The following is a 24657-nucleotide window of genomic DNA, read 5'->3' as shown; positions in this document are numbered from 1 at the left end:
ATCGGTCAGCGCACCCGGACCACGTTGGTGCGGGCGGCCTTGTCGTGGAGCGCCTGGCGCTTCGGGTCCCAGAGCGGCCAGAGGTAGTTGAGCAGCTGGAAGAGGTTGCCGCCCAGCGCCAGGAGGACGAGCAGGACCACTGACCCGGACCCGAGGCCGAGGAGGATCAGCAGGTTGACGAGGGCGACCTGGACCCCGACCCGGATGGCGATCGCGGTCCACGGCAGGGTTCCCGGCCGCTCGCGCAGCCGCACCCGGAGTCCCGCGGCGAGCATGCCGAGCGTCGCGCCCTTCCAGCGCAGCAGCACCCCGAAGTAGAGGACGCCGACCACGAGCGCGGGCACGAGCAGGCTGACCGCGTGGTCGTGCATCGTGTCGAGGAAGCCGTGGAAGTAGTCGCCGATGGCGCCCGTGTCGTCCGGGTTGGCGTCGAGGCGGCGCTGCATCTCCTCGCTCAGGTCGCGGACGTCGCGCTGCAGGTCGGCCTGCGCCGGGAGCGACACGAGATTGCCGGCGATGCCGACCACGACGCCGTCGAGCAGGTAGGCGAGCGCCCGCCGCCACCAGCCGGCGAGCGGCTCACCGTCGGGCGTGGTCGGGCCGGGCGCGGCGGCGTACGGCTGGACGAACGGCTGGACGAACGGCTGGGTGGACGTCTGGCCGAACGGCTGGCCGAACGGCTGGCCGGGCGGGTAGGCCGGGGTGAGGTGCTCCGTCCACGCCGTGCCGTCCCACCACCGCAGCAGCGGCGGCTGCCCGGGTGTCGGCCCTGCGGGGTCGGGGTGCCAGCCGGGCGGCGAGGTCTGCGTCACGGCCGGAAGTTAACAGGACGCGGCGCTCGATGTCCGGCGAGTTGGTGCCCGGCATGGTCGCGATAGTGTGGCCGCGCCAGTCGTGCTCCACCTCGTGGAGTCAGGGAACCCGGTGCGAATCCGGGACTGACGCGCAGCGGTGAGGGTGACGGCCGGAGCACGCCATGCACGCATGGCAGCCACTGGAGCACCTGCTCCGGGAAGGCGCTCCGCGCCGGATGATCCCGAGTCCGAAGACCTGCTGGCCCTAGCGGCGACCGCCGCCAGGTCACACGCGGGCCCCGCGGACGGGCCCCTGACCAGAACAGGTGCCTCATGCCAGGTCCCGTAGCCGCCCGGACCCGACGAGACCGCTGCCCGGGCGCGCTGCGCCCGTGGGCCGCCGACGACGGGCTGCTGGTCCGGCTCCGCCTGATCGGCGGCCGGGTGCGCTCCTCGTCGCTGCGCGCGCTCGCGGACGTCGCCGAGGAGTACGGCGACGGCCGGATCCGGCTCACGGGCCGGGCCAACCTCCAGGTCCGCGGCCTGCCCGGCACGTCCGCCGCGCTGGACCCCGACGTGCTCGCGGCGCTCGAGAGGACCGGCCTGCTGCCCACCCGTACGCACGAGCTGGTCCGCAACGTGCTGGTCTCGCCGCAGACCGGGCTGGCCGGCGGCCGCGCCGACCTGCGACCGGTCGCGGCGGAGCTCGACCGGCTGCTCTGCGCCGACGCCGCGCTGGCCGGGCTGCCCGGCCGCTTCCTCTTCGTCCTCGACGACGGTCGCGGAGACCTCGTCGACCGCACGGGCGACCTCGGGATCGTGGCCCTCGACTCCGGGACCGCCCAGCTCCGGGTCGGGGACGGCTGGGGTCCGGTCGTCGCGCTCCGGGACGCACCGGCCACGCTGGCCGGTCTGGCCGCGTCGTTCGCCGCCCGGCGGGGGAGCGGGCCGGCGGCGCCGTGGCACGTCGTCGAGCTGTCGGCGCCGCTCGCCGATCCGGTCCCGCCCGATCCACACCTCCCGCATCCCGTCGGAGCGCCGCCGTTCGGCGACGTGCCCGGCGGCCGGCACGTCGCCGCTGCCGGCGGGCTGGACCGGGTGGCGGTCGACGAGCTCGTGGCCGACGTACCGGAGGTCGTGGTCACGCCGTGGCGCGGCGTCCTCGTCCCGGAGCGACAGCGGTGAGCGGGCCGAGGCGGCCGCCGCGCCGCTACGAGTACGTCGACAGCGGACCCGCCATCTACGTCGACTCGTTCGCCACGATCCGGCGCGAGGCCGACCTGTCGGCCGTGCCGGTCGACGCCGAGCGGCTCGCCGTCCGGATGATCCACGGCAGCGGCCAGGTGGACCTGGCTGCGGACCTCGTCGTCCATCCCGGGCTGGTGGGCGCGGCGCGGGCGGCGCTCGAGGCCGGCGCCCCGATCCTCTGCGACGCCACGATGGTCGCGACGGGTGTCACCCGCAGCCGACTGCCGCGCGCCAACGACGTGCTCTGCCTCCTCCACGACCCGCGGGTGCCCGAGCTCGCCTCGGAGTGGGGGACGACCCGGACCGCCGCCGCGGTCTCGCTCTGGGAGCCGTGGCTCGAGGGGGCCGTCGTGGCCATCGGCAACGCCCCGACCGCGCTGTTCCACCTGCTCGAGATGGTGCTGGACGGAGGACCGCGCCCGGCGGCGGTCGTCGGCTGCCCGGTCGGGTTCATCGGGGCGGCCGAGTCGAAGCAGGCGCTCGTCGACCTCGCATCCGACCACGGCATCGACATCCCCTACGTGACCGTGCGCGGCCGTCGCGGCGGCTCCGCCATGACGTCGTCGGCCCTCAACGCACTCGCCCAGGAGCAGGAATGAGCACGACCACGACCGGACGCTTCCACGGCGTCGGCGTCGGCCCCGGCGACCCCGAGCTGATCACGCTCAAGGCCGCCCGTCTCATCGGCAGCGCCGACGTGATCGCCTTCCACGCCGGTGTCGGCAAGGAGTCCAACGCGCGGCGGATCGCCGCCGGTCTCTTCCCGGACGGCGTCATCGAGGAGCAGCTGACCTACCCGGTCACGACCGGCAGCACCGCCCATCCCGGCGGCTACGCCGGGGCGCTGGCGGAGTTCTACGAGGAGTCGGCCGGCCGCCTGGCCGCGCACCTCGACGCGGGGCGTGACGTCGTCCTGCTGTCCGAGGGCGACCCGCTGTTCTACGGGTCCTACATGTACATGCACGACCGGCTCTCCGAGCGCTACCCGACCGAGATCGTCGCCGGCGTGCCGGCGTTCGCCGCCGCGACGGCAGCGGCGGCGAGCCCGCTCGTCCGGCAGACCGACGTACTCACCGTGCTGCCTGGAACCCTGCCCGAGCCGGAGCTCGCCCGGCGGCTGGCCGGTACGGACGCGGCGATCATCATGAAGCTCGGCCGGACCTTCCCAGCCGTGCGCCGGGCGCTCGAGGCGGCCGGCCGCCTCGACCATGCGCTCTACGTCGAGCGGGCCTCGATGCCCGAGCAGCGCTGGCTGCCGGTCGCCGAGGTCGATGCCGACTCGGTCCCGTACTTCTCGCTCGTCGTCGTCACCGGCGACTCGCTCAACGGGCCGCGGTCGCGTGGTCTCGATACGCCCTCGCCTAGCGGCTCGGGCTACTCGACCAGCGATGCCAGTTCCGGTGGTCGCGTAGCGAGCGCCAGCGACGCCAGTTCCGGTGGTCGAGTAGCGAGCGCCAGCGACGCCGGTTCCGGTGGTCGAGTAGCGAGCGCCAGCGAGCGTATCGAGACCCCAGCCGAGCTGCTGGTCCTCGGCCTCGGGCCCGGGCCCGACCGCTGGATCACCCCGGAGGTCTCCGCGGCGCTGGGAGAGGTGAGCCACGTGGTCGGCTACGGGCCGTACGTCGACCGGGTTCCGCAGCGCGCGGGGCTGACCCGTCATGCGTCGGGCAACACCGTCGAGGTCGACCGTGCCCGACATGCCCTGGACCTGGCGCTGGCGGGGGAGCGGGTGGCGGTGGTCTCGGGCGGTGATGCCGGGGTCTTCGGGATGGCGGCCGCGGTGTTCGAGGCGGCCGAGGACCCGGTGTACGACGGCGTGGCGATCCGTGTCCTCCCCGGCGTGAGCGCCGTGCAGGCGGTGGCCGCGCGCGCCGGCGCGCCGATCGGGGCCGACTTCGCCGTCGTGTCGCTCTCGGACCGGCTCAAGCCGTGGCCGGTGGTCGAGCGGCGGCTGCGAGCGATCGCCGAGGCCGACCTGGTGCTGGCGATCTACAACCCGGCGTCGAGGTCGCGCACCGCGCAGATCTCCACCGCTCGCGACGTGCTGCTCGAGCACCGCAAGCCCGACACGGTGGTCGTCGTCGGCCGCGACGTCGGCCGCGCCGAGGAGTCGCTGACCGTGACCACCCTGGGGGAGCTCGACCCGGCGGCGATCGACATGAAGTGCCTGCTCATCGTGGGTGCGGAGAGCACCCGGGTGAGCACGGCGGGCGTGTGGACGCCGAGGTTCGTGCGGTGAGCGTCCACTTCGTCGGGGCCGGGCCGGGCGCGGCCGACCTGCTCACGGTCCGGGCCACGCGGCTGATCGGCGCGGCGGACGTCGTGCTCTACCCGGGCACCTACCTCGATCCCGACGTCCTCGCGCACGTGGGCCCTGGCGCCCGGCTGCTCGACACCCAGCACCTCGACCTCGACCGGATCACCTCGTGCCTGGTCGAGGCCCACCGCGCCGGGCACGAGGTCGTGCGGCTGGTCTCCGGCGACCCGTCCGTCTACTCGGCGCTGGCCGAGCAGACCCGCCGGCTGGACGTGGCCGGCGTGCCCTGGGACGTGACACCGGGCGTGCCGGCGTACGCCGCGGCGGCCGCGCTCGTCGGACGGGAGCTGACCGTCCCCCTCGTGGCGCAGTCGGTCGTGCTGACCCGGACCCGGGCGCGCTCGACGGCGATGCCGGAGACCGAGTCGCTGGCCGCGTTCGCCGCCACCCGGGCCACGCTCGTGCTGCACCTGGCGATCACCCGCGTGCGCGCGCTGATGGCGGAGATCGGGCCGGACTACGGCGCCGACTGCCCCGTCGTCGTCGTCCACCGGGCCAGCCAGCCGGGCGAGCAGGTCCTGCGCGGGACCGTGGCCACGATCGCCGACGCGGTCGAGGCGGCGGGGCTGCGCCAGGCCGCCGTCGTCCTCGTGGGGCACGCCCTGGGGTCGCGCGAGGGCGGCGAGTCGTTCCTCTACGACCCGGCGCGCGATCGCGGGCCCGCCTAGATTGGCGACATGAGCGCGGCGCACAACGTGGTCCTGCGGGGTGGGGTGGCCGACGGCGTGACCCTCTACTGGGGCGACGTCGGTTCGCCGATCGAGTGGGAGGACGTCGGCGGCGGCGCGACCACCTACGTCTTCGCGGACGGGCAGGAGACCGTCGGAGACGTGAGCCTGTTCGTCTACCGCCTCGCGTAGTCCTCGCGCAGGAAACCCCCGAGCCTTCCGGCGGCGGGATCGGTAGGTTGCTCCCGTGGACCACGACAGCGCGCAGGTGTGGCTGGACGCCTACGTCGAGGCCTGGCGCACCTACGACCCGCAACGCATCCGCGCCCTCTTCGCCGAGGACGTCGCCTACCGCTACCACTCCTACGACGAGCCGGTCGTCGGCGCGGACGCGGTCGTCGCCTCGTGGCTCGGTGACTCCGACGCCCAGGGCGTCTCGTCGCGCGACGCCCCGGGCACCTACGACGGCAGCTATGCGCCCGTCGCCGTCGACGGGGACACGGTGGTCGCCCGCGGCTCGAGCACCTACTGGCGCGAGCCGGGCGGCCCGATCGACCGGGTCTACGACAACTGCTTCCTGATGCGCTTCGACGACGCCGGCCGCTGCCGGGAGTTCACCGAGTTCTACGTCCGTCGGCCCAGCGACTGAGCGGCCGTCGGTGCTGCCGCCACCGTTCACGGCGTGACGCGACTGCGGATCAGCGCCAGAGGGCCCACTGGGTGACGGCCCGAGCCGGTGTCCAGCCGGTGAAGGAGCCGATCGGCGCGGCGGTCTCGACCGCCAGTCGGGTCAGCTCGCCGCCGTGCTCGCGGTAGGCGTCGGCGAGCAGCCGCTCGGTCTCGAGCGTGACGCCGTGGACGACGATCCGGCCGCCGGGCCGGAGGGCGGTCAGGCAGGCCTCGAGCACTCCGGGGACGGTCGCGCCGCCACCCACGAAGACGGCGTCGGGCGCACGGAGGCCGGCCAGCGCGTCGGGTGCGCGGCCGGTCACGACCGTGAGGCCAGGGACGCCGAGGTTCGCCGCGTTGCGGCCGATCCGCTGGGCCCTGTCCGCGTCGCCCTCGACGGCTGTGGTGGTGCAGGTCGGGTGGGCGCGCATCCACTCGATACCGACCGATCCGGCGCCGGCACCGACGTCCCAGAGGTGCTCGCCGGGGGCCGGCGCGAGGCGGGCGAGCGCCGAGGCGCGCACGTCGCGCTTCGTGAGCTGGCCATCGCTCTCGAACGCGTCATCGGGCAGGCCGGCGACCCACCCGCCGCGGTGCGGTCCGACGCAGGTCACGGCGACGACGTTGAGCGGCGGGAAGTCGTCGTCGCGGCCCGTCAGGATGTGCGCCTTGTCGAACGCCGCCGAGCTCGCGGTCGGACCGCCGAGGTCGCCGAGGACGGTGAGCTCGCTGTCGCCGTACCCGGTCTCGAGGAGAAGCTCGGCGATCTGGCGTGGGGTGTGCTCGTCGGACGAGAGCACGAGGATCCGCCGCCCGGGGGCGAGCTCGCGGCGGACCAGCGAGAGGTCGCGGCCGACGACGCTGACGACCGCGCACGACTCGGCCGACCACCCCATGCCGGCGCGGGCGAGGGCGACCGAGGACACCGCCGGGATCACCTGGACGGCGTCGCGGCCGAGCAGCTCCGTGAGCGTCGTACCGATGCCCGAGACGAACGGGTCGCCGGACGCGAGCGCGACGACGGCGCGCGTACCCACCGAGGCGAGCAGGTCGGGAAGGCCCTCGCGGAGCGGCGACGGCCAGCGCTCCCGACGCTGTCCGGGGACGTCGGGGAGCAGGTCGAGATGACGGCGTCCACCGAGCACGACCGGTGCGGCCTCGACCCAGGCGCGAGCCGTCGGCGAGAGCCCGTCCCAACCGTCGGCGCCGATGCCCACCACGATGATCACGTCGGAGGACGCTACAGTGACCGCTCAGGCACGAGGTGCCCCAACGGCCCGGCCATCGGAAACGGTGGGAACGGCCGGCGGGGAGAATCTGGGAAGCCGGTGAGACTCCGGCACAGGCCCGCTGCGGTGAATCGGGCCCCTCGAACGAGGGGACCCGACAAGTCCGAAGACCGGCCTCGCGCCCGTCCATTCCATGGCGAAGCGAGCGGGAGCCTCAGATGCCACTGCACTACCCCTTTTCCGCTGTCCTCGGCTGCGAGCCCGAGGCGCTGGACGACATGGGCCTCGCCCTCGTCCTCACGACCATCGCCCCGGAGATCGGCGGCGTCCTGATCCGCGGTGAGAAGGGGACGGCGAAGTCGACGACCGTCCGCGCGCTGGCGGGGGTGCTGCCGCCGATCGAGGTGTACGCCGCCGACCGGTTCTCGATCGACCCGGCCGACCCGTCGGCGTCCTCGCCCGACGGCCCGTTCGCCGGCGACGCCGAGGTGCACGCCCGGCCTGTGCGGCTCGTCGAGCTGCCGGTCGGCGCCACTGAGGACCGGGTCCTCGGCTCGCTGCACCTGGAGCGGGCGCTGTCGCAGGGCACGGTGGAGTACGAGCCCGGGCTCCTGGCGCGGGCCCACCGGGGGGTGCTGTACGTCGACGAGGTCAACCTGCTCCACGACCACCTCGTCGACCTGCTGCTCGACGCCGCGGCCATGGGCCGGGTCAGCGTCGAGCGGGACGGCGTCTCGGTCGAGCACGCGGCGCGGTTCGTGCTCATCGGCACGATGAACCCCGAGGAGGGCGAGCTGCGGCCGCAGCTGCTCGACCGGTTCGGGCTGACGGTCGAGGTCGCCGCGCCGCGCGACCCCGCCTCGCGGGTCGAGGTGGTCCGGCGACGGATGGCGTTCGACGCGGATCCGGCGGCGTTCGTCGCGCGTCATCGGGCCTCGGACGCCCTGCTGACGGCGCGGATCGAGGACGCCCGGTCGCGGGTCGGCAAGGTGCGGCTGGGCGATGCGGCGCTGCTCAAGATCGCCGAGATCTGCGCGGCGCTGGAGGTCGACGGCCTGCGCGCCGACATCGTGACCGCGCGCGCCGCCGTCGCCCACGCCGCTTGGTGCGGCCGGGACGAGGTGACCCGTGCCGACATCCGCCGGGCGGCGCTCCTCGCGCTGCCGCACCGCCGCCGGCGCAACCCCTTCGACGCCCCAGGGATCGACGAGGAGCTGCTCGACCGGCTGCTGGGTGAGGACGAGCTGCCGCCGGAGCCGCCGGAGGGTCCGGGGGATACGGGCGATGCCGGCGGTCCCGGGGATCCGGAGGGCTCCGGGAGCGGTGAGTCATCAACCGATCGGGGTCCCGAGCCGGTTGATGGGTCACCGCTGGACGGACCGGCCCCCGGCAGCGGTGAGCAGTCGACCGATCCGGCTCAGGAAGCAGTCGATGACTCACCGCTGGACGGACCGGCCCCCGGCAGCGGTGAGCAGTCGACCGATCCGGGTCAGGACACAGTTGATGGCTCACCGCCCGGCGCCACCGCTCCGGGCCGGGCGACCACCGTCGGCGCCACCGCCCCCTACCGACCACGGCTGTTGAAGGTCGACGGGCTCGGCGACGGCGAGTCCGGCCGGCGCAGCCGGGCGATCGCGTCCACCGGGCGGCGCGTCGGAGCCCGGCGGCCCGACGGGCCGACCGGTTCGCTCCACCTGGTCGAGACGCTGCTGGCCGCGGCGGGGAAGCAGGGCGCCCGGGGCCGCGCGCCGGGAGGACGCGTCGAGCTGCGCGGGGAGGACCTCCGGGTCGCCGTACGCGAGGGGCGGGAGGCCAACCTCGTGCTCTTCTGCGTCGACGCGTCCGGCTCGATGGCGGCGCGCAAGCGGATGGCGCAGGTCAAGACCGCGATCCTGTCGCTGCTGCTGGACGCCTACCGGCGCCGCGACAAGGTCGGGCTGATCACCTTCCGCGGGCAGGGCGCCGAGCTGGTGCTGCCGCCGACCCGGTCGGTCGACATCGCCGCCGCCCGGCTCGACGAGGTCCCCGCCGGCGGTCGTACGCCGCTCGCCGAGGGCCTTCTCGAAGCGGCGACCGTGCTCACCCGCGAGCGGCTGCGGGACCCGCGGCTGCGCCCGCTCCTCGTCGTCGTCACCGACGGGCGCGCCACCGGTGGGAAGGACGCCGTCGCACGCTCCCTGCTGGCGGCCGACCACGTGGCCGGGCTCGGCATCACGACGGTCGTCGTCGACAGCGAGAGCGGGCCGCTCCGGCTCCGGCTGGCACTGCGGCTGGCCGAGCGCCTGGGCGCCGAGCACCTCCCGGTCGCCGACGTCAGTGCCGAGGCGCTGACGAGCACGGTCCGCACGAGGGGAGCCGCCTGATGCCGCAGGGTCAGCCGATCGCCGTACCCGACGACGGCCTCACCACCCGCCAGCGCCGCAACCGGCCCGTCCTCGCCGTGCACACCGGCGACGGCAAGGGGAAGTCGACCGCCGCGTTCGGCCTCGCCCTCCGCGGCTGGAACCAGGGCTGGCGGATCGGCGTGTTCCAGTTCGTGAAGTCGGCCAAGTGGCGCATCGGCGAGCAGACCGTGCTCGAGAGGCTCGGACGCCTCCACGAGGAGACCGGCGAGGGTGGCCCGGTCGAGTGGCACAAGATGGGCTCCGGCTGGTCGTGGTCGCGCAAGCAGGGCGAGGAAGGGGACCACCAGACCGCAGCCGTCGAGGGCTGGCAGGAGATCAAGCGCCGCCTCGCCGCCGCGACGTACGACCTGCTGGTCCTCGACGAGTTCACCTACCCCATGACGTGGGGGTGGGTCGACGTCGACGACGTGGTCACGACGCTGGGCAACCGGCCCGGGCACCAGCACGTCGTCATCACCGGCCGGGGCGCCGACCCGCGGCTGGTCGAGGCCGCCGACCTCGTCACCGAGATGACCAAGGTCAAGCACCCGATGGACGCCGGTCAGAAGGGCCAGCGAGGCATCGAATGGTGAGCCTGCCCCGCCTGGTGGTCGCCGCCCCGTCCACGGGGCAGGGCAAGACCACGATCGCCACCGGGCTGATGGCGGCGCTGCGCTCGGCCGGGCCCCACAGCGCCGGGCGCCCCGGCACAGGGCTCAGCGTCAGCGGGCACAAGGTCGGGCCCGACTACATCGACCCCGGCTACCACGCGCTCGCGACCGGACGCCCCGGTCGCAACCTCGACCCGCACCTCGTCGGCGAGGACCTGGTCGTCCCGCTGCTCCTGCACGGCGCGGCCGGCGCCGACGTCGCCGTCGTGGAGGGTGTGATGGGCCTGTACGACGGCCGGCTCGGCGCCGACGGCTTCGCCTCGACCGCGCACGTCGCCACCCTCACGAGCTCGCCGGTGGTCCTCGTCCTCGACGTCGCGAAGCTGTCCCGGACCGCGGGTGCCATCGTGGCCGGGATGGCTGCCTACGACCCCGCCGTCACCGTCGCGGGCGTCGTCCTCAACCGGGCCGGCTCCGACCGCAACACCACCGAGATCAGGCGCTCGATCGAGCGTCTCGGCATCCCCGTCCTCGGTGCGCTCCCGACCGACGCGCGGCTCGCCGCGCCCTCGCGCCACCTCGGGCTGGTGCCGGCGGCCGAGCGGGACGTCTCGGTCGCGATGATCGGACACCTCGGCGAGCAGGTGGCCCGCCACTTCGACCTCGACGCGCTCCTCGCCGTCGCCCGCACCGCGCCCGACCTCGACGCCGTTCCCTGGGACCCGGCCGCGGTCGTGTCGCCGCCGGGCGGCGCGCGACCGGTCGTCGCGGTCGCCGGCGGGCGGGCCTTCACGTTCCGCTACGCCGAGACCGAGGAGCTGCTCCGCGCCGCCGGCTGCGAGGTCGTCGCCTTCGACCCGCTCACCGACGCGGCGCTGCCGCCGGGCACGAGCGGCATCTACCTCGGCGGCGGCTTCCCCGAGGTGTACGCCGGCGAGCTGGCCGCCAACCGCGCGCTGCTGCGCGACCTCCGGAACGCCGTCAGGTCAGGCGTGCCGACGGTGGCCGAGTGCGCGGGGCTGCTCTACCTCGCCGAGTCGCTCGACGGCGCGGCGATGGCCGACGTCGTCCCCGCCACGGCCGCGATGTCCGAGCGGCTCACCCTGCGCTACCCGACCGCCGTCGCCGCCTCCGACTCGCTGCTCGCCCGGGCCGGGGAGCAGGTCACCGGCCACGAGTTCCACCGCACCCGGACCTCGCCGGAGAGCGGCGCCGGGGCAGCCTGGACGATCGACGGCGCGCCGACCGGGTTCGTCGGCGACACCTGGCACGCGTCGTACCTCCACGTCCACTGGGCCGGCCACCCGCACCTCGCCCAGCGCTTCGCCGGCGCGGTCCACCGCGCCACGCCGCACGCGAGGACGTCCGACGAGGCGGCCGCCCCGGCGACCGTCCTGCCGGACGTCCTGCCCGAGCCGCTCCGTCACCACGGCGACACGGAGGTCGGGGCCGGCCTCGCCGACTTCGCGGTCAACGTCTACAGCGGCGATCGGCCGGCCTGGCTCGACCGCGCCCTGCACCGGGCCGTCGACGCCTCCGCGTCCTACCCCGACGTCGTGCCCGCCCGCGACGCGGTCGCTCACCACCACGGTCGCGACACCGACGAGGTCCTCGTCACGGCCGGCGCGGCCGAGGCCTTCTCCCTCGTCGCCCGACTGCGCGAGTGGGCCGAGCCGGCCGTCGTGCACCCGCAGTTCACCGAGCCGCACGCGGCGCTCGAGGCCGCGGGGCACGAGGTGACGGTGGTGCTGTGCCGCCCCGAGGACGGCTTCGCGCTCGACCCGGCCGCGGTGCCCGACGCCGCGGATCTCGTCGTCGTCGGCAACCCGACCAACCCGACCGGCGTCCTGCATCCCGCCGCCGCCGTCCGCCGCCTGCTCAGGCCGGGCCGGTTGGTCGTCGTCGACGAGGCGTTCATGGACGCGGTCCCGGGCGAGGCCGAGTCGCTCGTCGCGGAGCCGCTCGACGGGCTGCTGGTGATCCGCAGCCTCACCAAGCACTGGGCGATCCCCGGGATCCGCGCTGGGTACGTCGTCGGCGACCGCCACGCCGTCACCCGGCTCGCCGACCTCCAGACCCCGTGGGCGGTCTCCACCCCGGCGATCGCCGCCACCGTCGCCTGCACGTCCGACGAGGCCGCCGCCGAGGCCCGCGACCGAGCCGTCGTTATCGCGGGTTGGCGCGACCGCCTCGAGCAGGCGCTCCGTGAGCGCGGCATCGAGCACGTCCCGTCGGCCGCACCGTTCGTGCTCGCCCGCCTCGGCGCCGGCGCCCGGGAGGCGTTGCGCAGCCGCGGGGTCGCCGTACGACGGGCCGACACGTTCCCTGGCCTCGACCGCTCCTGGGCGCGCATCGCCGTCCGCCCGCCGCACCTGACCGCCCGACTCCTCACCGCCCTCGACCAGCTCCCGCGAGCCTGAACAGGAACCCTGATGCCCTACGTCTCCGCCCCTTCCGACATCGCCCGCGGCCACGCCGCCAAGCGGCTCGCCGCCCTGGCCACGCCACCCGGCGCGCTCGGCCGGCTCGGTGAGACCGCCGTCTGGCTGGCCGCGTGCCAGGGCCAGGTGCCACCTGCGCCGCTCGACCGCGTGCGGCTGGTGATCTTCGCCGGCGACCACGGGGTGGCTGCCCACGGTGTCTCGGCGTTCCCGCCCGCGATCACGGGCGCGATGGTGCGCACCTTCCTCGCCGGCAAGGCCGGCGTCAGCGCCCTGGCGCGGACCCACGGGGTCGCCGTACGCGTGCTGGACCTCGGCGTCGACGAGGACTTCGACGACCTCGACGAGTCGACCCGGTCCGCGCTCACGGCCCACAAGGTGCGACGGGGGAGCGGCGCCATCCACCTCGAGGACGCGCTGACCGCCGAGCAGACCCGCGCCGCGCTCGACGCCGGCGCGGCCGTCGCCCGCGAGGAGATCCAGGCGGGCGCGCAGCTGCTCATCAGCGGCGACATGGGCATCGGCAACACCACCCCGGCCTCGGCGCTGGTGGCCGCCGGTCTCGGCCTCCCCGCATCCGAGGTCGTCGGCCGCGGGACCGGCATCGGCGACGAGGCGCTCGTCGGCAAGACAGCCGTCGTCGACGCGGCGCTGGCCCGCGCCGGAGCGCGTACGGCGGACCCGGTCGAGACCCTCACCGCGCTCGGCAGCGCGGACCTGGCCGCCACGACCGGCTACCTGCTCGCCGCCGCGCAGGAGGGCGTCCCGGTGCTTCTCGACGGCCTGATGAGCGTGGCCTGCGCGCTCACCGCCGACCGGGTCGAGCCTGGCGCCGCCGCGTGGTTCGCCGCAGGCCACCGCTCGACCGAGCCGGCTCAGTCCCTGGCCCTGGCCAAGATGGGGCTGGAGCCGCTGCTCGACCTCGGACTGCGTCTCGGTGAGGGGTCCGGCGCCGTGGCCGCCGTCCCGGTCCTGCGCAGCGCCGGCAGCCTGCTGCGCGACGTCGCGCTGCTCTCCGAGCTCTGATGCTGCCCGACGCCTGGCGGCTCGCCGTGGGTACGCTGACCGCGCTGCGGGTGAGCCCGCCGACGACCGTCGACCAGCGGCGGGCAGCCGCGGCGATGGTGCTCGCGCCGGTCGCCGTGCTCCCGCTCGGGCTGGCCGTGCTCCTGGTGGCGGTCGCCGGCTCCGCGCTGGACCTGCCGCCGCTCGTGGTCGCGCTCCTCGCGCTGGGGGCCGTGGCGCTCGGCAACCGGGGGTTCCACCTCGACGGGCTCTCCGACGTGGCCGACGGGCTGGCAGCTTCGTACGACCGGGAGCGCTCGCTCGCCGTCATGAAGACCGGGACCTCGGGTCCGGCCGGCACGGTCGCCGTGGTCCTCGTGCTCGGCCTCCAGGCGGCCGGGCTGGCGGCCGTGCTCGCTCGCGTGGACGGCTGGTGGGCCGGGGCGCTGGCAGGGCTGGCCGTCTGCCTCTCGAGGGCGGCCCTGGCCGTCTGCTGCGCGCGGGGCGTCCGCCCGGCGCGTCCCGACGGCCTCGGCCGTACCTACACGCAGACCGTGTCCCCTGCCGTCGTCGCCGCGGTCTGGCTGGTCGTCGCGGCGGCGCTGGCACTGGTGGGGCGCTGGGCCGGGCTCGGCTGGTGGCGCGGCGTCCTGGGGGCGGCCCTCGCGCTGCTCGTCGTCGGTGTCGTCGTGGCCCGGGCGGTCAGCCGCTTCGGCGGCGTGACCGGCGACGTCTTCGGGGCCTCCGTCGAGGCCGCGCTGGCCACGATGCTGGTGGCGCTGTCATGAGCGGGCGGGCCGTCGGGCTGCTGCTCGGGTACGCCGCCGACCGACTGCTCGGCGACCCCGTGCGCCACCACCCGGTCGCCGGCTTCGGCGCCGTCGCGGACGCCGTCGAGCACCGGCTCTACGCCGACTCGCGGGCGTGGGGCGCCCTCCACACCGCCGCGCTCGTCGGTGGAGCGGTCGCCCTCGGGGCGGCCGCCGAGCGCTCGGCGACCCGGCCGGTCGCTCGCGCGGTCCTCACGGCCGTCGTCACCTGGACCGTCCTCGGCGGACGCTCGCTGGAGCGCGAGGCGGCCGCCGTCCACGGCCAGGTGGTGGTCGAGGACCTGCCCGCGGCCCGGCGTCGGCTGATGCACCTGGTCGGCCGCGACACCAGCGCGCTGGACGAGTCGCAGATCGCGCGGGCCGTGGTCGAGTCGGTCGCCGAGAACACCTCCGACGCGGTCGTCGCCCCCTTGGTGTGGGGCGCCGTCGCCGGGGTGCCGGGGCTCCTCGGCTACCGCGCCGCGAACACGCTCGACGCGATGATCGGCCACCGCAGCGCGCGCTACGAGCGCTTCGGCTGGGCGGCCGCGCGCCTGGACGACGTCCTCAACCTGCCCGGCTCCCGGCTGTCGGGGCTCCTCACTCTCTCGGCCGACCCGCGGCGCGCGCGAGACGCCTGGCGGGCGTGGCGCCGCGACGCCGCCCGGCACCCCAGCCCCAACGCGGGCGTGGTCGAGGCCGCCTTCGCCGGCGCGCTCGGCATCCGGCTCGGCGGGACCAACACCTACTACGGCACGCGGGTCGAGCACCGCGCGGTGATGGGGGACGGCCGTGCGCCGGCGGCGCGCGACATCGTGCGAGCGGTCGCGCTCGCGCGGCGCGTCGGCCTGGGCGCGGCCGGTGTCGCCGCCGTCGCGTCCCTGGTCCCGCTGAGACGGTCGCGACGGGGCCGGCGCTCGTGACCGGGCCGGTGCTGGTCGGGATGTCGGTGGCCGACGTCGACCGTCGCGACGAGCTCGTCCGCGGGGCTGCCGACCTGGGCGGCACGGTCGCCTTCCTGCAGATGGCGGACCCGGCGCTCGCCGCCGAGCTCACCCGCCTCGCCGACGCGGGTGCCCGCGCCATCACGCTCGTCGGTGTCAGCCTCGGGCCGCTCGCACCCGCGCACTCCTGGCTGCGTCGGATCGCGGCCCACTGGTGGCGCGAGCGGGCGGGGGAGCGCCCCGAGATCCGGGTCGCGACGCGGCTCGCCGACAGGGTCGACGCGGTGGTCGACGTACTCACCGAGACGCGGGCGCTCACCGGCACCGAGCCCGGGCTCACCTCGGCCGCCTGGGAAGAAGTCAGCGCACACCGGCACCAGGTGCTGGTCTGTCGCGGCCCGAGATGTACGGCGAAGGGATCGGTCGACAGCCTGCGCGCGATGGTCCTCGCGCTGATGGAGCACCGCCTCGGCGACGACGACGTCCTCCTCGTGCACACCGGCTGCCAGTTCCCGTGCAACCAGGCGCCCGTGGTGAGCGTCCAGCCCGACGACGTCTGGTACGGCCGCGTCGACCCTCCGACCGCGGCGGCGATCGTCGCGGACCATCTCGTGGCCGGCCGACCGGTCGAAGGTCACAGGCTGGCGCGCCGCGCGTCGATGGCGACCGGGGCCGAGGTCCGCTAACGTGTGTGGGCACGCCGGATGTGAGGAAGCCAGTGAGAATCTGGCACGGTCACGCCACTGTGAGAGCCCGTCTGGGTTCGAAGTCAGATCTTCCGCCGCCGTGTTGTCCGCCCGTAGAGGAACGTTGCATTCCCGAAGGAGCATCACGTGAGCGTCACGTCTGCCACCCCTGTTTCCACCCCCTCCCTGCCCACCGTCCCGCTCCGTGAGCTCGCCCCGTGGGCAGTGCTCTTCGGCCTCCTCGCGGCCCTGGTGGTCTTCTTCGTGAGCGCCGACCAGGGCGCGATCTCGATCCCGTCCGGCACGGCGATCCACGAGTGGGTCCACGACGGTCGTCACCTGCTCGGCTACCCCTGCCACTGAGCGCATGACCGCACGCGTTTTCCTGGTGCGTGGCCTCCTGGCCGGGCTTCTGGCCGGACTCGCCACGTTCTTCGTCGCCCATGCCGTCGGCGAGCCCTCCGTCGCGGCCGCCATCGCGCTCGAGGGGTCCCACTCCGAGGACGGCCACAACCACGGCCACAGCCCCGCCGACGGCCACTCACACGCGGAGGACGGCACCGTCGTCTCCCGCCACGACCAGCGCACCTGGGGACTGCTGACCGGCACCGTCGCGGTCGGCACCGCGCTCGGCGGCGTGGTCGCCCTGGTGGCGGCCGCTGTCGCCGGCCGGATGCGTCGCCTCACGCTCGGCCAGTCGACGGCGCTGGTGAGCGCGATCGGCTTCGTGTCGTTCGCGCTCGTGCCGTTCCTCAAGTACCCGTCGACACCGCCCGCCGTCGGGAACGCCGACACGATCGGCAGCCGGACCGGCGCCTACTTCGCCTTCCTGCTCGTCTCGGTCGTGGTCGCCGTCGCGGTCACCGTGCTGGCGGTCAGGCTCGCGCCGAGGATCGGCACCTACGGCGCCGTGGTCGGCGGTGCCCTGGCCTACGTCGCCCTCATGGTGGTCGCGGGGCGGCTCTTCCCGACGGTCAACGAGATCGGCGACTTCCCGGCGGACACGCTCTGGTACTTCCGCCGCGCCTCCCTGATCATCCTCGCCACGATGTGGGCGGCGATCGGCGTGGTTCTCACCGGGCTGCTGCTCCGGCTGCAGTCACGGGAGCGGGTCGTCATCGCCCGACGGGAGCTGGCCGCGTCGCTCTGAGCCGTGTCCGTCGGTGCCGGCGAGCGAGCGGACCCAGGCCACCGCGTCGTCCACGTGGTGCACCGTCGGGACGCCGGCCGGACCGGGCGGACGTCGTACGACGACCACGGGGACGCCCCGCTCGGCGGCGGCCTGCAGCTTCGGCCGCGTGTAGCCGCCGCCCGAGTCCTTCGTGACGACGACGTCGCTGCCGTGCCGGGTCATGAGCGCGCGTTCGACGGCGAGCGTGTAGGGGCCGCGGCTGGTGACCAGCTCCCACGCCGCGGGCAGATCCAGCGACGGGACGTCGACGACGCGCGCCAGGACCGAGCGGTGGGCGAGGGCGGGCACGAAGCGCGCCAGCTCCTGGCGGCCGACGGTCAGGAACGGCCGGGTCCCGAGCGAGGCGGCGAGCGACGCGGCCTCCTCGTGGTCGTCCACGTAGCGCCACGCGGGGTCCGGGTCCCAGCCCGGCCGCTCGAGGCGGAGCAGGGGTACGTCGTCGACAGTGCAGGCGGTCGCGGCGTTCGTCGTCATGCCGAGCGCGAACGGGTGCGTCGCGTCGACGACCGCGTCGTAGTCGGCCAGTGCCGCCCGCAACCCGGGGACGCCGCCGAAGCCACCGATGCGGACCTCGCCCACCGGGAGCCGCGGGCGGGCCACCCGCCCGGCGAGCGACGACGTCACGTCGACGCCGTCGGCGACCAGGCGATCGGCGAGCTCACGCGCCTCGCTGGTCCCGCCCAGGAGCAGCAGCCTCACGATCTGCCTCCCGGCGCCAGCACCGGCAGGTCGGTGGGCGCACCGGAGCGGGCGAGCGTCAGCAGCGCGTCGACGTCCAGGTGCTCCTCGACCAGGTCGCCGAGCCGGTCCAGTCGCGCCGCGCGGGCGGCCGGGAACGACACGGTCGACCCGACGCCGAGGGTCTCGGCGAGGTAGGCCGCGCGGAAGGCATCGTCCTCGAGCCGGCCGTGCACCATCGTGCCGGTCACCAGGCCCCGCGCGGTGTCTCCGGACACCCGCCCGTGGTGGATCTCGTAGCCGGCCGGCTCGTGCAGCCGCAGCGTCTTCTCCTCGTGGAACGTCGTGACCAGGTCGAGGAGGCCGAGTCCCTCGACCCCGACGCCGGGCGTGCCCTCGACCCCCTCAGGGTCCGCGATGGTGCGGCCGAGCATCTGGCAGCCGCCGCAGATCCCGAGGACGGGACGGCCGCGGGCGGCGTGGTCGCGGATCGCGACGTCGAGGCCGCGCGAGCGCAGCCAGGCCAGGTCGGCGATGGTCGAGCGGGTGCCCGGCAGCACGACGAGGTCGGCGTCGGCCAGGTCGCGCGGGTCGGAGACGAAGACGACGTCGAGCTCGGGTTCGAGGCCGAGCGCGTCGACGTCGGTGAAGTTGCTGATCCGGGGGAGCCGGACGACCGCGACCCGCCGTGACGCGGAGCCGGGTGAGCGGCGGCCGTCCAGGTCGAGCGCGTCCTCGGAGTCCAGCCACAGGCCGGCGTCCCAGGGCAGCACGCCGAACACCCGCCGCCCGGTCAGCCCCTCGAGCGCGTCGAGGCCCGGGGAGAGCAGGGACCGGTCCCCGCGGAACTTGTTGACCACGAACCCTGCGACCAGCGCCTGGTCGGCCGCCTCGAGCAGCGCCACCGTCCCGAACATCGCGGCGAACACCCCGCCCCGGTCGATGTCGCCGACGACCACGGTCGGCAGCCCGGCGTGCCGAGCCAGCCCCATGTTCACGTAGTCGCCCGCGCGCAGGTTGATCTCCGCCGGGCTCCCGGCACCTTCGGCCACGATCACGTCGAAGCGCGCCGCCAGGTCGTCGTACGCCGTGTGCGCGGCCGTGGCGAGGTGGCGCCGGCCCGTCTCCCAGTCGGCGGAGGAGACGTCGCCGGCGGGATGGCCCATCAGCACGACGTGGCTGCGGCGGTCGGAGCCGGGCTTGAGCAGCACCGGGTTCATGGCCGGCTCGGGTGCGACGCCGGCCGCGAGCGCCTGCACCCACTGCGCACGCCCGATCTCGGCGTAGGTCCCGTCGGAGGCGGCGCAGACCATCGAGTTGTTGGACATGTTCTGCGCCTTGTAGGGCGCCACCTTCACGCCGCGACGCGCGAACGCACGGCACAGCCCGGTCGTGACCACTGACTTGCCGGCGTCCGACGTCGTGCCGGCGACGAGGAGGCCGGTCATGGGCGCTCCCCGAGTCGGAGTCCCCGGTCAACCGGGTACTCCGGAACTCCCGGGGTGTCACGACACCCCGGGAGTTCCGCACTTCCCTGGGTAGCGCCTCGGAATGTCGACATTCGCGCCCTCACGACGGACGCCTCACGAGGTAGAGGTCCATCAGCCAGCCCGCCGCCGCCTTCGCCCGCTCGCGGGCCGCCTCGATGGCCGGCAGCACGTCGCCGACCCGGCCGGCGACCAGCTCCTCGCCGACGCCGCCGAGGTTCGCGCCCCACCAGATGTCCCAGTCCTCGCAGCCGGCCAGGTCGAGGTGGCGGTTGAGCATCACCACGACGTTGTCCAGTCCGGCCGCGATCTCCTCCTGCAGCCGCCGCCCGGTCGTCACGTGCACCGGCCGGCCGACGTCGTTGAGCACGAGCCGGTGCCGCGCGGCGAGCAGCTGAGGCGCGCTGATGCCCGGCAGGACGTCCCACTCGAGGTCGACAACGCCCCGCGACGCGATCGCCGAGACGATCCGGATCGACGAGTCGTAGAGCGAGGCGTCGCCCCACACGAGCATCGCGGCCGTGCCGCCGCGCTCCGCGAGCACCGCCTCGTACGCCGCCACGCGGGCGTCGTGCCAGTCGCCGACCGCCCGCCGGTAGTCGCCCATGGCGTCCACGTCGGCGCGGTCCCGGCGCGGGTCCGGGACCGCCACCACCGGCACGCCGGCGTCGGCGGCGATCCGGCGGCGTACCGCGAGGAGCTGGTCGTCCTCCGCCTTCTCCGCCGCGAGCACGTAGTCGGCGTCGCGCAGCGCCTCCGCCACCTCGCGGGTCACGTGCTGCGGACCCATGCCGATGCCGAGGATCCGAACGCGGGGTCTCGAGGCTCGCTGCGCTCGCACCTCGACCACCGCGGAACGCTCAGCCATCGACTCGGTCCTCCAGGTCGCCCTCGAGCTCGAGGTAGACCTCCTGCATGGCGGCCATCACCGCCGGGTCGGGCTCGGCCCAGAGGCCGCGGTCCGCGGCCTCGTGCAGCCGCTCGACGATCCCGCGCAGCGCCCACGGGTTGGAGCGGCGCATGAACTCCTGGTTGGCCTCGTCCAGGACGTACTCCGTCGCGAGCTTCTCGTACATCCAGTCGTGCACGACGCCGGCGGTCGCGTCGAAGCCGAAGAGGTAGTCGACCGTCGCGGCCAGCTCGAAGGCGCCCTTGTAGCCGTGCCGCTGCATCGCCGCGATCCAGCGGGGGTTGACCACGCGGGCCCGGAACACGCGGGCGGTCTCCTCCGACAGCGTCCGGGTCCGGATCGCGTCAGGGGACGTCGAGTCGCCGACGTAGGCCTTCGGGTCGGCGCCCGTGAGCGCGCGGACGGTGGCGACCATGCCGCCGTGGTACTGGAAGTAGTCGTCGGAGTCGGCGATGTCGTGCTCGGCGGAGTCGACGTTCTTGGCCGCCACCTTGATGCGCCGGTAGTTGGCGCGCATGTCGTCGGCCGCTGGCGCGCCGTCGAGGTCGCGGCCGTAGGCGAAGCCGCCCCAGGCGGTGTAGACCTCGGCCAGGTCGTCGTCGTCACGCCACGAGCCGGCCTCGATGACCTGCAGGATCCCGGCGCCGTAGGACCCGGGCTTGGACCCGAAGATCCGTGTCGTGGCGCGGCGCAGGTCACCGTGCGAGGCGAGGTCGGCCCGGGCGTGCGCCCGCACGAAGTTCTGCTCCAGCGGCTCGTCGAGCTCGGCGACCATGCGCACCGCGTCGTCGAGCATCGCGACGACATGAGGGAAGGCGTCGCGGAAGAACCCGGAGATGCGCACCGTGACGTCGATGCGCGGGCGCCCCAGCTCCTCCAGCGGTACGACGACCAGCCGGCCGACCCGCCGCGACGCCTCGTCCCACTCGGGCCGCACGCCGAGCAGCGCGAGCACCTCGGCCACGTCGTCGCCGGAGGTGCGCATCGCGGAGGTTCCCCAGACGGACAGGCCGACCGACGCCGGGTAGCCGCCGGTCTCCTCGACGTAGCGCTGCAGCAGCGAGTCCGCCATCGCCACGCCGGTCTGCCACGCCAGCCGACTGGGGACGGCACGGGGGTCGACCGTGTAGAAGTTGCGCCCGGTCGGCAGGACGTTGACGAGGCCGCGCAGCGGCGATCCGGACGGGCCGGCGGGCACGAAGCCGCCGTCCAGCGCGTGCAGGACCGCGTCGAGCTCGTCGGTCGTGCGCGCCAGCCGGGGGACGACCTGCTCGGCCGCGAACGCCAGGACCCGACATACCTCGGGGTCGTCGTGCAGCGTCTCGACGACGGCCCGGTCCCAGTCCGCCTTCTCCATGGCCTCGACCAGGTCGCGGGCCTGCGCCTCGAGGAGGTCGGTCTCGACACGCTCGCTGGCGCTCGCTGCTCGACCAACGGGACTGGTGTCGGATCCTTCGGTGGTCGAGGAGCCCGAGCCCCTGGGCGAGGGCGCGTCGAGACCTGCGAGCGCCGCCCGCAACCCCGGTACCGCGTTCCCGACGCCACCCCACACCTGCGCCGCGCGCAGGATCGAGAGCACCAGGTTGACCCGGGCCTCGCCGGTCGGTGCAGCGCCCAGGACGTGCAGGCCGTCCCGGATCTGGGCGTCCTTGATCTCGCAGAGCCACCCGTCGACGTGCAGCAGGAAGTCGTCGAACTCCTCGTCGTCCGGTCGGTCCTCCAGCCCCAGGTCGCGGTGCATCTCGGCGGCGTGCATCAGCTGCCAGATCTCGCCGCGGACCGCCGGGAGCTTGGCCGGGTCCATCGCCGCGACGTTGGCGTGCTCGTCGAGGAGCTGCTCGAGCCGGGCGATGTCGCCGTACGACTCGGCGCGCGCCATCGGTGGGACCAGGTGGTCGACGATCGTGGCGTGCGCCCGGCGCTTGGCCTGCGCACCCTCGCCGGGGTCGTTGACGAGGAACGGGTAGATCAGCGGCAGGTCGCCGAGCGCCGCATCCGGCCCGCAGGAGGCGGAGAGGGCGGCGTTCTTGCCCGGCAGCCACTCCATCGAGCCGTGCTTGCCCAGGTGGACCACGGCGTCCGCGCGGAAGCCGTGCTCCAGCCAGCGGTACGCCGCCAGGTAGTGATGGCTCGGCGGGAGGTCAGGATCGTGGTAGATCGCCACGGGGTTCTCGCCGAACCCGCGCGGGGGCTGGATGAGGATCACGACGTTGCCCGCCCGCAGCGTCGCCAGGACCAGCGCCCCGTCGTCGTCGACGTACAGGCCGCCCGGCGACTCGCCCCACGCCTCGACCATCGCATCGCGCAGGTCGGCGGGCAGGTCGGCGGTCCACGCGTCGTAGTCGGCCCTGCTGATCCGGACGTGCGCGTCGGAGAGCTGCGCCGACGTCAGCCACTCCTCGTCCTGCCCGCCCGCGGCGATGAGCGCGTGGATGAGCGCGTCGCCGGCCTCGGTCTCGTTGGTCTCGATACGCTCGCTGGCGCTCGCTGCTCGACCGTCGGAGTGTTCGCTGGTCGAGTAGCCCGAGCCGCTAGGCGAGGGCGTATCGAGACCATCGAGGATCCGCGTGACGACGTTGTCGCCGCCCAGGTCGTAGCCCTCGTCCCGCAGCCGGCGCAGCAGGCGGATCGCGGAGACCGGGGTGTCGAGGCCGACGGCGTTGCCGATCCGGGCGTGCTTGGTGGGGTAGGCGGACAGCACCAGCGCTAGCCGCTTGTCGTGGGAGGGGATGCGCCGCAGGCGCGCGTGGTTGACCGCGATCCCCGCCACCCGCGCGGCGCGCTCGGGGTCCGCGACGTAGCGTGGCAGGCCGTCGGCGTCGATCTCCTTGAACGAGAACGGCGCGGTGATGAGGCGCCCGTCGAACTCCGGGATCGCGATCTGGCTGGCCGAGTCCAGCGGCGTCACGCCGTCGTCGGAGGCCTCCCACTCCGCCCGGCTGCTGGTCAGGCACAGGCCCTGGAGGACGGGGATGTCGAGGGCGGCCATCCGCTCCACGTCCCAGGCCTCGTCGTCGCCGCCGGCGCTGGCGCCCGCCGGCACGCTGCCGCCGGCCGCGAGGACGGTCACGACCAGCGCGTCGAGGGTGCCGAGGGCCTCGTACAGCTCGTCGGGCGCGGAGCGGAGCGAGCCCGCGAAGACCGGCACGCCGACCGCCCGTCCGGTCGCGTCGATCGCGTCGGCGAGGGCGTGGGCGAAGGCGTTGTTGCCGCTGGCCTCGTGGGCGCGGTAGTAGAGCACGCCGATCCGGGGGCGGGTCTCGACACGCTCGCTGGCGCTCGCTGCTCGACCAACGACCGGTTGGCGCTCGGAGAAGCCCCAGGCCGGGATGGCCGCCGGCGGCTCGAAGCCCTCGCCCGTCAGCAGGACGGTGTCGGAGAGGAACGCGTGCAGCTGGGTGAGGTTGCCGGGACCGCCCTCGGCCAGGTAGCGGTGGGCCTGCGCCGCGACGCCGATCGGCACCGTCGAGAGCTCCATCAGCTCCGCGCTGGGCTGTTGCTCGCCGCCGAGGACGACGAGGGGAGTACCGGCCTCGCGGACGGCGTCGAGGCCCGGCCACAGGTCGTGTGGCGACCCGAGCAGCCGTACGACGACCAGGTCGGCGCCGTCGGCCAGCGACCCGAGCTCGGGGTCGGTCGCGCGGGCCGGGTTGGCCCAGACGTAGTCGGCACCGCTGGCGCGTGCCGAGAGCAGGTCGGTGTCGGACGTGGACAGCAGCACGATGCGCACGGCGCAGGGTCCTCCTTCGGGGTTCTCGCCCCGTCGAACGGTCGGATGGACCCGTGGCCAGTGTCTGGCTGCGCCGACTCCGAGGAGCCGACGTCACAGTGGCGGAACCGCCCCGGAGTCGCACCGGGTTCCTGCGCCACGAGCAGGTGGCAGCCTACGGCAGGTCCGGGACGCGAGATGATGGTGGGACATCCCGCTCCTGAGGAGGCGACCGTGACCGACGACCCGGAGCTCGTCGACGCGTTCATCCGTGCCAGCCGCGCGCTGGTCGGCGTCGCCGTACGCTCGATCGCGGCGGCACCGGTCGCGCTCACCGCGCCCCAGCACCGCGCGCTCGTCCTGGTCGCGTCGGGACGTGCCGACAGCGTCAGCATGCTGCAGGAGCACCTCGGCATCAACCAGTCGAACGTCAGCCGCCTGGTCGTGCGTCTCGAGCGACTGGGCCTGGTCGAGCGCCGGCGGTCCAGCGCCGACGCGCGCACCGTCGTCATCAGCGTGACGCCGCTGGGGCGGGACGCGCTGGACGCGGTCAACCGACGGCGGCGGGCCGAGATCTCCGGCGTCCTGGCCGCGATGGACGCCCGGGACCGCGTCGACGCGGTCCGCGTGATGCGCGCCTTCGACGCCGCGGCCCGCGAGACCGACGACGGGGGATGGCCGGTCGACGGCGCCTGACGCACAGTCCATGCGCCTGGGCATGGGTCGGTGGTGACGCGGGGTACCGAACCCCCATGGTCGCCTCGGCGTCGTCCCGCCCGCACACCCTCAGCGAGTACGCACTGCTCATGGAGACCGCCCCCCAGCTCCGCCGCGCCGGCGTCGGCGCGGAGGGCGTCGACGCAGAGGAGAGGTGAG

23 protein-coding genes and 4 riboswitches are annotated in these 24657 nt (G+C 74.7%); of the genes, 17 read left to right on the top strand and 6 right to left on the bottom strand.

The window, feature by feature from the left end; all coding sequences use genetic code 11:
* Positions 1–5 precede the first annotated feature (5 nt).
* Positions 6–812 carry an RDD family protein gene (locus QDS12_RS17915; RefSeq protein WP_279881473.1) on the bottom strand — a complete coding sequence of 269 codons (807 nt, stop codon included), beginning with the start codon at positions 810–812 and terminating at the stop codon, positions 6–8.
* A gap of 60 nt (positions 813–872) precedes the next feature.
* Positions 873–1073: riboswitch (cobalamin riboswitch) on the top strand.
* 54 nt (positions 1074–1127) lie between these two features.
* Here QDS12_RS17915 and QDS12_RS17910 point away from each other — a divergent pair.
* From QDS12_RS17910 to QDS12_RS17885, 6 genes are read left to right on the top strand one after another with little or no spacing between them, the layout of a single operon-like run.
* The gene (locus QDS12_RS17910) at positions 1128–1979 is read left to right on the top strand and encodes a nitrite reductase (protein ID WP_279881472.1); all 852 of its coding nucleotides are present in this window, start codon (positions 1128–1130) and stop codon (positions 1977–1979) included.
* The gene (locus tag QDS12_RS17905; protein ID WP_279881470.1) at positions 1976–2641 is read left to right on the top strand and encodes a precorrin-8X methylmutase; all 666 of its coding nucleotides are present in this window, start codon (positions 1976–1978) and stop codon (positions 2639–2641) included. Before QDS12_RS17910 ends, QDS12_RS17905 begins: the two co-directional genes overlap by 4 nt.
* Positions 2638–4281 (top strand): precorrin-2 C(20)-methyltransferase, encoded by a 1644-nt coding sequence (locus QDS12_RS17900; protein ID WP_279881469.1) that lies wholly within the window; start codon positions 2638–2640, stop codon positions 4279–4281. Before QDS12_RS17905 ends, QDS12_RS17900 begins: the two co-directional genes overlap by 4 nt.
* Complete coding sequence (locus QDS12_RS17895; RefSeq protein WP_279881468.1) at positions 4278–5027, top strand: SAM-dependent methyltransferase; 750 nt, start codon at positions 4278–4280, stop codon at positions 5025–5027. Before QDS12_RS17900 ends, QDS12_RS17895 begins: the two co-directional genes overlap by 4 nt.
* A 9-nt stretch (positions 5028–5036) precedes the next feature.
* Positions 5037–5219 (top strand): hypothetical protein, encoded by a 183-nt coding sequence (locus QDS12_RS17890; protein WP_279881467.1) that lies wholly within the window; start codon positions 5037–5039, stop codon positions 5217–5219.
* A gap of 55 nt (positions 5220–5274) precedes the next feature.
* The gene (locus tag QDS12_RS17885) at positions 5275–5676 is read left to right on the top strand and encodes a nuclear transport factor 2 family protein (RefSeq protein WP_279881466.1); all 402 of its coding nucleotides are present in this window, start codon (positions 5275–5277) and stop codon (positions 5674–5676) included.
* Positions 5677–5725: 49 nt separating this feature from the next.
* Here the strand turns inward: QDS12_RS17885 and cbiE are convergent, their stop codons facing one another.
* The gene (cbiE, locus tag QDS12_RS17880) at positions 5726–6925 is read right to left on the bottom strand and encodes a precorrin-6y C5,15-methyltransferase (decarboxylating) subunit CbiE (RefSeq protein WP_279881465.1); all 1200 of its coding nucleotides are present in this window, start codon (positions 6923–6925) and stop codon (positions 5726–5728) included.
* 54 nt (positions 6926–6979) lie between these two features.
* Positions 6980–7119: riboswitch (cobalamin riboswitch) on the top strand.
* Between the two features lie 24 nt (positions 7120–7143).
* Here cbiE and QDS12_RS17875 point away from each other — a divergent pair.
* The 9 genes from QDS12_RS17875 to QDS12_RS17835 all read left to right on the top strand — a co-directional run bounded on the left by QDS12_RS17875 (position 7144) and on the right by QDS12_RS17835 (position 16955).
* A complete protein-coding gene (locus tag QDS12_RS17875) occupies positions 7144–9288 on the top strand; it encodes a VWA domain-containing protein (RefSeq protein ID WP_279881464.1) in 2145 nt (714 codons plus the stop codon).
* The gene (gene cobO / locus QDS12_RS17870) at positions 9288–9902 is read left to right on the top strand and encodes a cob(I)yrinic acid a,c-diamide adenosyltransferase (protein WP_279881463.1); all 615 of its coding nucleotides are present in this window, start codon (positions 9288–9290) and stop codon (positions 9900–9902) included. The genes QDS12_RS17875 and cobO overlap by 1 nt, the downstream gene beginning before the upstream one ends.
* Positions 9896–12340 carry a cobyrinate a,c-diamide synthase gene (locus tag QDS12_RS17865; RefSeq protein WP_279881462.1) on the top strand — a complete coding sequence of 815 codons (2445 nt, stop codon included), beginning with the start codon at positions 9896–9898 and terminating at the stop codon, positions 12338–12340. The genes cobO and QDS12_RS17865 overlap by 7 nt, the downstream gene beginning before the upstream one ends.
* A gap of 12 nt (positions 12341–12352) precedes the next feature.
* The gene (gene cobT / locus QDS12_RS17860) at positions 12353–13387 is read left to right on the top strand and encodes a nicotinate-nucleotide--dimethylbenzimidazole phosphoribosyltransferase (RefSeq protein WP_279881461.1); all 1035 of its coding nucleotides are present in this window, start codon (positions 12353–12355) and stop codon (positions 13385–13387) included.
* Positions 13387–14154, top strand: coding sequence for an adenosylcobinamide-GDP ribazoletransferase (locus QDS12_RS17855; protein WP_279881460.1), 768 nt, complete (start codon positions 13387–13389; stop codon positions 14152–14154). Before cobT ends, QDS12_RS17855 begins: the two co-directional genes overlap by 1 nt.
* Positions 14151–15098 (top strand): cobalamin biosynthesis protein, encoded by a 948-nt coding sequence (locus tag QDS12_RS17850; protein WP_279881459.1) that lies wholly within the window; start codon positions 14151–14153, stop codon positions 15096–15098. The genes QDS12_RS17855 and QDS12_RS17850 overlap by 4 nt, the downstream gene beginning before the upstream one ends.
* Positions 15095–15805: a (2Fe-2S) ferredoxin domain-containing protein gene (locus tag QDS12_RS17845; protein WP_279881458.1), complete on the top strand. Its 711-nt coding sequence runs from the start codon at positions 15095–15097 to the stop codon at positions 15803–15805. The genes QDS12_RS17850 and QDS12_RS17845 overlap by 4 nt, the downstream gene beginning before the upstream one ends.
* Positions 15803–15950, top strand: a riboswitch (adenosylcobalamin (AdoCbl) riboswitch). It overlaps the preceding gene by 3 nt.
* 2 nt (positions 15951–15952) lie before the next feature.
* A complete protein-coding gene (locus QDS12_RS17840) occupies positions 15953–16168 on the top strand; it encodes a CbtB-domain containing protein (protein ID WP_279881457.1) in 216 nt (71 codons plus the stop codon).
* 4 nt (positions 16169–16172) lie between these two features.
* A complete protein-coding gene (locus tag QDS12_RS17835; RefSeq protein ID WP_279881456.1) occupies positions 16173–16955 on the top strand; it encodes a CbtA family protein in 783 nt (260 codons plus the stop codon).
* Here the strand turns inward: QDS12_RS17835 and QDS12_RS17830 are convergent.
* The 4 genes from QDS12_RS17830 to cobN all read right to left on the bottom strand — a co-directional run bounded on the left by QDS12_RS17830 (position 16905) and on the right by cobN (position 23802).
* Complete coding sequence (locus QDS12_RS17830; RefSeq protein WP_279881455.1) at positions 16905–17696, bottom strand: cobalt-precorrin-6A reductase; 792 nt, start codon at positions 17694–17696, stop codon at positions 16905–16907. The two genes, QDS12_RS17835 and QDS12_RS17830, sit on opposite strands and share 51 nt — an antisense overlap.
* Entirely contained in the window at positions 17693–19123 is a 1431-nt protein-coding gene (locus tag QDS12_RS17825; protein WP_279881454.1) for a cobyric acid synthase, read from the bottom strand. The genes QDS12_RS17830 and QDS12_RS17825 overlap by 4 nt, the downstream gene beginning before the upstream one ends.
* Positions 19124–19244: 121 nt before the next feature.
* Positions 19245–20030, bottom strand: a complete 786-nt coding sequence (gene cobF / locus QDS12_RS17820) for a precorrin-6A synthase (deacetylating) (protein WP_279881453.1) — start codon at positions 20028–20030, stop codon at positions 19245–19247.
* Entirely contained in the window at positions 20023–23802 is a 3780-nt protein-coding gene (gene cobN / locus QDS12_RS17815) for a cobaltochelatase subunit CobN (protein WP_279881452.1), read from the bottom strand. The genes cobF and cobN overlap by 8 nt, the downstream gene beginning before the upstream one ends.
* 37 nt (positions 23803–23839) lie before the next feature.
* Positions 23840–23958, bottom strand: a riboswitch (cobalamin riboswitch).
* 57 nt (positions 23959–24015) lie between these two features.
* On the opposite strand from cobN, the gene QDS12_RS17810 reads away from it, so the two are divergent.
* Together QDS12_RS17810 and QDS12_RS17805 are read left to right on the top strand one after the other, a co-directional pair.
* Positions 24016–24477 carry a MarR family winged helix-turn-helix transcriptional regulator gene (locus tag QDS12_RS17810; RefSeq protein WP_279881451.1) on the top strand — a complete coding sequence of 154 codons (462 nt, stop codon included), beginning with the start codon at positions 24016–24018 and terminating at the stop codon, positions 24475–24477.
* A gap of 56 nt (positions 24478–24533) precedes the next feature.
* Complete coding sequence (locus QDS12_RS17805) at positions 24534–24656, top strand: hypothetical protein (protein WP_279881450.1); 123 nt, start codon at positions 24534–24536, stop codon at positions 24654–24656.
* Position 24657: the final 1 nt, after the last annotated feature.

This window comes from Nocardioides sp. CER19 (assembly GCF_029846275.1).
In the GTDB taxonomy this organism is placed as follows: Bacteria; Actinomycetota; Actinomycetes; order Propionibacteriales; family Nocardioidaceae; genus Nocardioides.
The sequence above is the reverse complement of the archived record's forward strand: the minus strand, read 5'-3'. Positions and strand labels throughout refer to the sequence as shown.